The organism is Actinomadura sp. 7K507 (assembly GCF_004348425.1).
Taxonomy (GTDB): Bacteria; Actinomycetota; Actinomycetes; order Streptosporangiales; family Streptosporangiaceae; genus Spirillospora.
Window position 1 is genome coordinate 1 of sequence record NZ_SMKK01000361.1, and the last position, 6,695, is coordinate 6,695.

Below are 6,695 nucleotides of genomic sequence, written 5' to 3' on the forward strand. Positions count from 1 at the left end.
CCCCCAGCACGGCCCACCACGGGCCCCACCCCTCACCCTCGGGAGACGACGTGACCGATCTCCAGCCCGGCCGCGGCCTGCACCGCCGCGACTTCCTGCGCTACACCGGACTGCTCGGCGCGGCAGCGACGATCACCGCCGGCCTCGCCGCGTGCGGCGGACCCTCCTCCACCGGTTCCGGCGGCTCCGGCGGCACCGACACGATCGAGGCCGCCCTCGCCTACGCCCTGTCGGGCGGCTTCGACCCGATGACCGCCTCCAGCGCCGTGGCCGTCGCCGCCAACCTCCACGTCCTGGAGTCGCTGGTCGACCTCGACCCGATCACCCGGCAGCCCTACAACGCCCTCGCCAAGGAGGACCCCGCCAAGGTGGACGAGACCACCTACCGGGTCACGCTCCGCGACGGCGCCAAGTTCCACGACGGGTCCGAGGTCACCGCCGACGACGTCGTCTTCAGCTTCGAACGCGTCATGGACCCGGACAACGAGTCGCTGTTCAGCCAGTTCCTGCCGTTCCTGGACGGGGTGAAGAAGGTCGACGCCGCGACCGTCGAGTTCAAGCTCAAGTACGCGTTCGCGCTGTTCTCCGAGCGGCTGGGCGTCGTGAAGATCGTGCCGAAGAAGGTCGTCGAGGCCGGCCAGAAGAAGTACGACTCGCTCCCGATCGGCTCCGGCCCGTTCAAGCTGACCTCCGCGAGCGCCACCGACGGGCTGGTGTTCGCCAAGGCCGACGGCTACAACGGCCCGCGGCCCGCGAAGGTCTCCAAGATGACCTGGCTGCTGCTGGCCGAACCGTCCACCCGCGTCTCCGCGCTCCAGTCCGGCCGCGCCCAGGCGATCGAGGCGGTCCCGTACCTGAACGCCGAGGAGGTGTCGAAGAGGTCGGCCGTCGAGTCGGTGCAGAGCTTCGGCCTGCTCTTCCTGATGTTCAACTGCAAGGAGAAGCCGTTCGACGACGTGCGCGTCCGGCAGGCGCTGCACTACGCGCTGGACACCGACAAGCTCATCAAGACGGCGATGCTCGGCAACGCCACCGCCGCGACCAGCTACCTGCCCGCCGGGCACCCCGACTACGTCAAGGCGTCCACCGTCTACGGCCACGACCCGGCCAAGGCCAAGAAGCTGCTGTCGGACGCGGGCGTCAAGGGCCTGAAGGTCGAGCTGGTCACCACCGACACCGACTTCGTCAAGGACTGCGCGCCGCTGATCAAGCAGAGCTGGGACGCGATCGGCGTCGCCACCACGCTCAACGTGGGCCAGTCCGGCGGGCAGTACTCCAACCGTATCGACACCGGCAAATACCAGGTCATGGCGGCGCCCGGCGACCCGTCGGTGTTCGGCAACGACTGCGACCTGCTCATGCGCTGGTACTACGTGGGGACCTGGCCCGAGACCCGCAGCTACAACTCCGACACCGAGGAGGGCAAGAAGGTCGTCAGCCTGCTCGACGACGCGGCGCGCGAGGCCGACGCGGCCGCCCGCAAGGAGCTGTGGCGGCAGGCCATCGACATCGCGGCCGAGCAGGCCGCGCTGTACCCGATCTTCCACCGCAAGCTCGTCACCGGCTGGAAGCGCGACGCGCTGCCCGGCTTCCGGCCGATGCCGACGACGGGCCTGTCGTTCCTGAACGTCGACCGCGGCTGACCGCCCTCGTCCGCCGCTGGCCTCCGGCCGCTGACCGAACGACGGAACGGACCCTTCCATGGCAACGATCCTGCGCATGACGGCGGGACGGCTGCTGACCCTCGTACCGATGGTGCTGGGCATCACGCTGTTCGTCTTCGTCCTGCTGCGCTTCTCACCCACCGACCCCGCCTACAACGCGCTCGGCGAGGGCGCCTCGCCGGAGGCGCGGGCGGCCTACGCGGCCGAGCAGGGGCTCGACGATCCGCTGGCGGTCCGCTACGTCCGGTTCCTCGGCGACCTGGTGCGCGGCGACCTCGGGGTGACCGCTCCGCCGAGCCGGCCGGTCACCGACGCGATCGGCACGGCGTTCCCGCTCACGCTCCAGCTCACCGTCCTCGGGGTGGTGCTCGGGGTGCTGTGCGCGCTGGTCCTCGGCGTCACCGCGGCGCTGTTCCGGGACCGGTGGCCGGACCAGGCCATCCGGGTGGTGTCCATGGCGGGCGTCGCCATGCCGTCGTTCTGGCTCGGCATCCTGCTGATCCAGCAGTTCGCCGTGAAGCTCGGCTGGTTCCCGACCGGCGGGTACACCAACCCGGCCGACTCGGTGGGCGGCTGGCTGCGCAGCCTCACCCTGCCCGCGATCGCGATCGCGTTCCCGGTAGGGTCGCTGCTCGCCCGGGTGGTGCGCACGTCGATGGTCGAGGAACTCGACCGCGACTACGTGCGCACCGCCGTCGGCGGCGGCCTGCCGCCCGTGGTCGTGATCGGGCGCAACGTCCTGCGCAACGCGCTGATCACCCCGCTGACCGTCCTCGGCCTGCAGATCGGCTACCTGCTGAGCGGCGCGGTCGTGGTCGAGGCGATCTTCGGGCTGCCCGGCCTCGGCACCCTCATCATGCAGGGCGTCACGGCGGGCGACCCGGCCCTCGTGCAGGGCGTGGTCCTCGGCATCGCGCTGACGTTCCTGGTGGTCAACCTGCTGGTGGACGTGCTGTACCTGTTCGCGAACCCCCGGCTGAGGGGAGCCACCTGATGAGTCGAACGCTGCGCACGACGGTCCTGCGTCCCACCGGCAGGGCGCTGCGCCGGCTGCGGCCGGCGTCCCGGGTCGCGCTGGGCGTCCTGCTCGCGATCGTCGTGGCCGGGCTCGCCGCGCCGCTGATCGCCCAGCACGACCCGCTGACCACGGGCATGGCCGGGCAGGCGCCGTCCGGGGAGCACTGGTTCGGCACCGACCGGGTCGGGCGGGACGTGTTCGCCCGCGTCCTGTACGGGGCGCGCTGGTCCCTCGCGATCGGCCTCGGCGCGACGCTGCTCGCCCTCGCGGCCGGGGCGGTGCTCGGCTCCATCGCCGCCACCACGCACCGCGTCGTCGACGAGATCGTGATGCGCTGCCTGGACGTCGTCCTGGCGTTCCCGGCGGTCGCGCTGGCCGCGGTGCTGGTCACCGTGTTCGGCAAGAGCCTCCCGGTGCTGACGTGCACGATCGCGTTCATCTACGTCCCGCAGATCGCGCGGGTGGTGCGGGCGAACGTGCTGTCGCAGTACGGCGAGGACTACGTCGCGGCGGAGCGGGTCATCGGCGCGGGACGCGGGCACATCCTGCGCCGCCACGTCGTGATCAACTGCGCGGCGCCGATCCTGGTGTTCTGCACGATCGTCGTGGCCAACGCCATCGTGTTCGAGGCGAGCCTGTCGTTCATCGGCGCGGGCGTCCAGGATCCCGACCCGTCGTGGGGCAGCGTCATCGCCTACGGCAAGTCGCTGGTCCTGGCGGGCGGCTGGTGGGCCACGTTCTTCCCCGGCCTGTTCATCCTCATCACGGTGCTGGTGCTGAACGTCCTGTCCGAGGGCGTGTCGGACGCCTGGGCCGCCCCCGCCGGCCGCGCCGGATCCGAAGCCGGCACCGGGACCGGCACGGGCACCGCCGCCGATGCCCGGAAGGAGCCCGGCGGCGACGACCGTCCGGTGACGGCGGCGCCCGCCTCACCGCGCGCGGACGCCGACCTGCGGGAAGCGGGCCGCCGGCTCGCGGACCGGGCCCGCCCCCTCCCCGGCGGCGAGCCGCTGCTCCGCGTCGAGGACCTCACCATCGGGTTCCCCGACCGGTACGGCGACCTCGACGTGGTCGACGGGGTGTCCCTCGACGTCCGTCCCGGCGAGGTCGTCGGGCTGGTCGGCGAGAGCGGCTGCGGCAAGAGCCTCACCAGCCTGGCGGTCATGGGACTGGAGCCGCGCGGCGCCCGGATCGGCGGCCGGCTGCTGTTCGACGGCCGCGACCTGCGCGCCATGCACGCCCGCGAGCGGCGCCGGCTGCTCGGCCACGACATGGCGATGATCTACCAGGACGCGCTGTCGTCGCTCAACCCGGCGATGACGATCCGCGCCCAGCTCCGCCAGCTCACCCGGCGCGGCGGCACCCGCACCCCCGCCGAACTGCTCGAACTCGTCGGGCTCGACCCGGACCGGACGCTGCGCAGCTACCCGCACGAGCTGTCGGGCGGGCAGCGGCAGCGGGTGCTGATCGCGATGGCGCTGTCGCGGGACCCCCGGCTCGTCGTCGCGGACGAGCCGACGACCGCGCTCGACGTCACCGTCCAGGCGACCGTCATGCGGCTGCTGCTGCGGCTGCGCGCCGAACTCGGGTTCGCGCTGATCCTCGTCTCGCACGATCTGGCGCTCGTCGCCGACGTCACCGACCGGGTCGTCGTCATGTACGGCGGGCAGGTCGCCGAGGCCGGCGTCACGCCCGGCCTCGTCGCCGCGTCCCGGCACCACTACGCGCGCGGGCTGCTCGGCGCCGTCCTGTCACTGGAGGCGTCCGGCGGCCGTCCCGAGCAGATCCCCGGCGTGGTGCCGTCGCCGGCGCACTTCCCGGCGGGCTGCCGGTTCGCCGACCGCTGCGCCGCGGCGACCGGGCTGTGCGCGACGACGCGCCCGGAGCCGTCCGGCGACCCGCACCGGCACGCGTTCGCGTGCCATCACCCGATCGGCGAGCCCGCCGATCCGTCCGACCAGGTTCCGGCCGAGGCGGGAGAACCACGATGACGACACCCGTCATGGAGTTGCGCGACGTCCACGTCCGGCTGCCCGTCCGCGCCGGGAACCCGCTGCGCCGCGCGGCCGTGCACGCGCTGACCGGCGCCGACCTCGCCGTCGGACGCGGCGAGACGGTCGGGATCGTCGGGGAGTCAGGGTGCGGCAAGTCCACGCTCGCGAAGGTGCTGGTCGGCCTGACCCGCCCCACGTCCGGCACGGTGCTGTTCGAGGGGGACGACACCGGCGCGCTCCGCCGCCGCGAACGCGCCGCCCGGCTCGGCGCGTCCGTCGGGATGGTCTTCCAGGATCCCGCGACCGCCCTCAACCGGCGGCTGCCGGTCCGGGCCATCCTGCGCGACCCCCTGGACGTGCACCGCCGCGGCACACCGGCCGAACGGGACGAGCGCGTCCGGGAGCTGATGTCGCTGGTCGGGCTGGCGTCCCAGCTCGCCGCCGCGCTGCCCGGCCAGCTGTCGGGCGGGCAGCGGCAGCGCGTCGCGATCGCCCGCGCGCTGGCGCTGGAACCGGCGCTGCTCGTCGCGGACGAGCCGACCTCGGCCCTCGACGTGTCCGTCCGGGCGCAGATCCTCAACCTCATGCTCGACCTGAAGGACCGGCTCGGCCTGTCCATGGTGTTCGTCTCGCACGACATCCAGACGGTCCGCCGCATGTCCGACCGGGTGATCACCATGTACCTCGGCCGGATCGTCGAGGAGGCACCCGCCGCCGTCGTGGCACGCGGCGACACGCGCCACCCCTACACGCGGGCGCTGCTGTCCGCGACGCCCAGCCTGCTCGACCCCATGGAGCCGATCCGGCTGGACGGGCCCGTCCCCTCGGCCGTCCACCCGCCCTCCGGATGCCCGTTCCGGACCCGCTGCTGGCGCGCGACGCCCGAATGCGCCGAGGCCGTGCCCGGTTTCACGCCCGCCGACGACGAGAGGCACCTGTACCGGTGCCTGCATCCCGTCACCGACCCGTCCCACCTCGCTCTTTCCAGTGTTTCCCAGGAGATTCCGTGACCGCCGCTCCCTCCGGCCCCGCCGCATCCGCCGAGACCGCCGTTCCCGCGACCGGCGGGCCCGGCCGGCTCACCGGCGTCATACCGCCCGTCTGCACGCCGCTGACCCCCGGCCTGGAGGTCGACGTCCCGTCCCTCGAACGGCTCGTCGACCATCTCGTGGGCGCGGGCGTGGACGGCCTGTTCGTGCTCGGCTCCACCGGCGAGGTGGCGTTCCTTCCGGACGCGCACCGCCGCACGGTCCTGGAGACCGTCGTCAAGCACGTGGCCGGGGAGGTGCCCGTGCTCGGCGGGGTCATCGACATGACCACGCTGCGGGTGATCGAGCACGCCCGGACCGCGGCCGACGTCGGCTGCGACGGCGTCGTCGCGACCGCGCCGTTCTACACCCGCACCCACCCGGTGGAGGTCGAGGCGCACCTCCGCGAGATCGACGCCGCCGTCCCGGTGCCCGTCTACGCCTACGACCTGCCCGTCTCGGTGCACTCCAAGCTGGACGGCGACATGCTGCTGCGCCTCGCGTCCGAAGGCGTGCTGGCCGGCGTGAAGGACTCCAGCGGCGACGACGGCGGCATGCGAGCCCTGATGGTCGCGCTGCGGGACGCGGGGGACGCCGGAGCCGCCCGGTTCAGCGTGCTCACGGGGTCCGAGCTGACCGTCGACGCGGCGTTCGAGATGGGCGTGCAGGGCGTCGTCCCAGGGCTCGGCAACGTCGACCCGGCCGGCTACGTCCGGCTCTACCGGCATTGCCTGGCCGGCCGGTGGGACGAGGCCCGCGCGGAGCAGGAGCGCCTCCTGCGCCTGTTCGGCATCGTCAACGCGGGCGCCCCCGCCCGGATGGGCCGCGGCTCGTCCGCGCTCGGCTCGTTCAAGACGGCCCTGCACCTGCTCGGCGTCATCGACTGCCCGCTGACGGTCCCGCCGCAGATCCAGCTCGACGGGGCGGAGACCGCCCGCGTCCGCACCCATCTCACCACCGCCGGCCTGCTGTGACCACCCCACCCCCACGC

At 73.2% G+C, this 6,695-nt stretch carries 5 protein-coding genes; all 5 read left to right on the top strand.

The annotated features are described in order from the left end of the window. Nucleotides 1-1,643 (top strand): ABC transporter substrate-binding protein (locus E1285_RS42250; protein WP_347814128.1); only part of this gene is annotated, 1,643 nt, incomplete at its 5' end. A 58-nt stretch (nt 1,644-1,701) separates the two neighbouring features. Beyond that, nucleotides 1,702-2,658: an ABC transporter permease gene (locus E1285_RS42255; protein WP_132160456.1), complete on the top strand. Its 957-nt coding sequence runs from the start codon at nt 1,702-1,704 to the stop codon at nt 2,656-2,658. Then, nucleotides 2,658-4,673, top strand: a complete 2,016-nt coding sequence (locus E1285_RS42260) for a dipeptide/oligopeptide/nickel ABC transporter permease/ATP-binding protein (protein WP_132160458.1) — start codon at nt 2,658-2,660, stop codon at nt 4,671-4,673. The genes E1285_RS42255 and E1285_RS42260 overlap by 1 nt, the downstream gene beginning before the upstream one ends. Next, nucleotides 4,670-5,686: an ABC transporter ATP-binding protein gene (locus E1285_RS42265; RefSeq protein ID WP_207947220.1), complete on the top strand. Its 1,017-nt coding sequence runs from the start codon at nt 4,670-4,672 to the stop codon at nt 5,684-5,686. Before E1285_RS42260 ends, E1285_RS42265 begins: the two co-directional genes overlap by 4 nt. After that, nucleotides 5,683-6,678: a dihydrodipicolinate synthase family protein gene (locus E1285_RS42270; protein WP_132160460.1), complete on the top strand. Its 996-nt coding sequence runs from the start codon at nt 5,683-5,685 to the stop codon at nt 6,676-6,678. The genes E1285_RS42265 and E1285_RS42270 overlap by 4 nt, the downstream gene beginning before the upstream one ends. Nucleotides 6,679-6,695 lie beyond the last annotated feature (17 nt).

Coding starts and splice junctions, on each gene's coding strand:
- E1285_RS42255 (WP_132160456.1), top strand. CDS start 1,702: ATGGCAACGATCCTGCGCATGACGGCGGGACGGCTGCTGACCCTCGTA.
- E1285_RS42260 (WP_132160458.1), top strand. CDS start 2,658: ATGAGTCGAACGCTGCGCACGACGGTCCTGCGTCCCACCGGCAGGGCG.
- E1285_RS42265 (WP_207947220.1), top strand. CDS start 4,670: ATGACGACACCCGTCATGGAGTTGCGCGACGTCCACGTCCGGCTGCCC.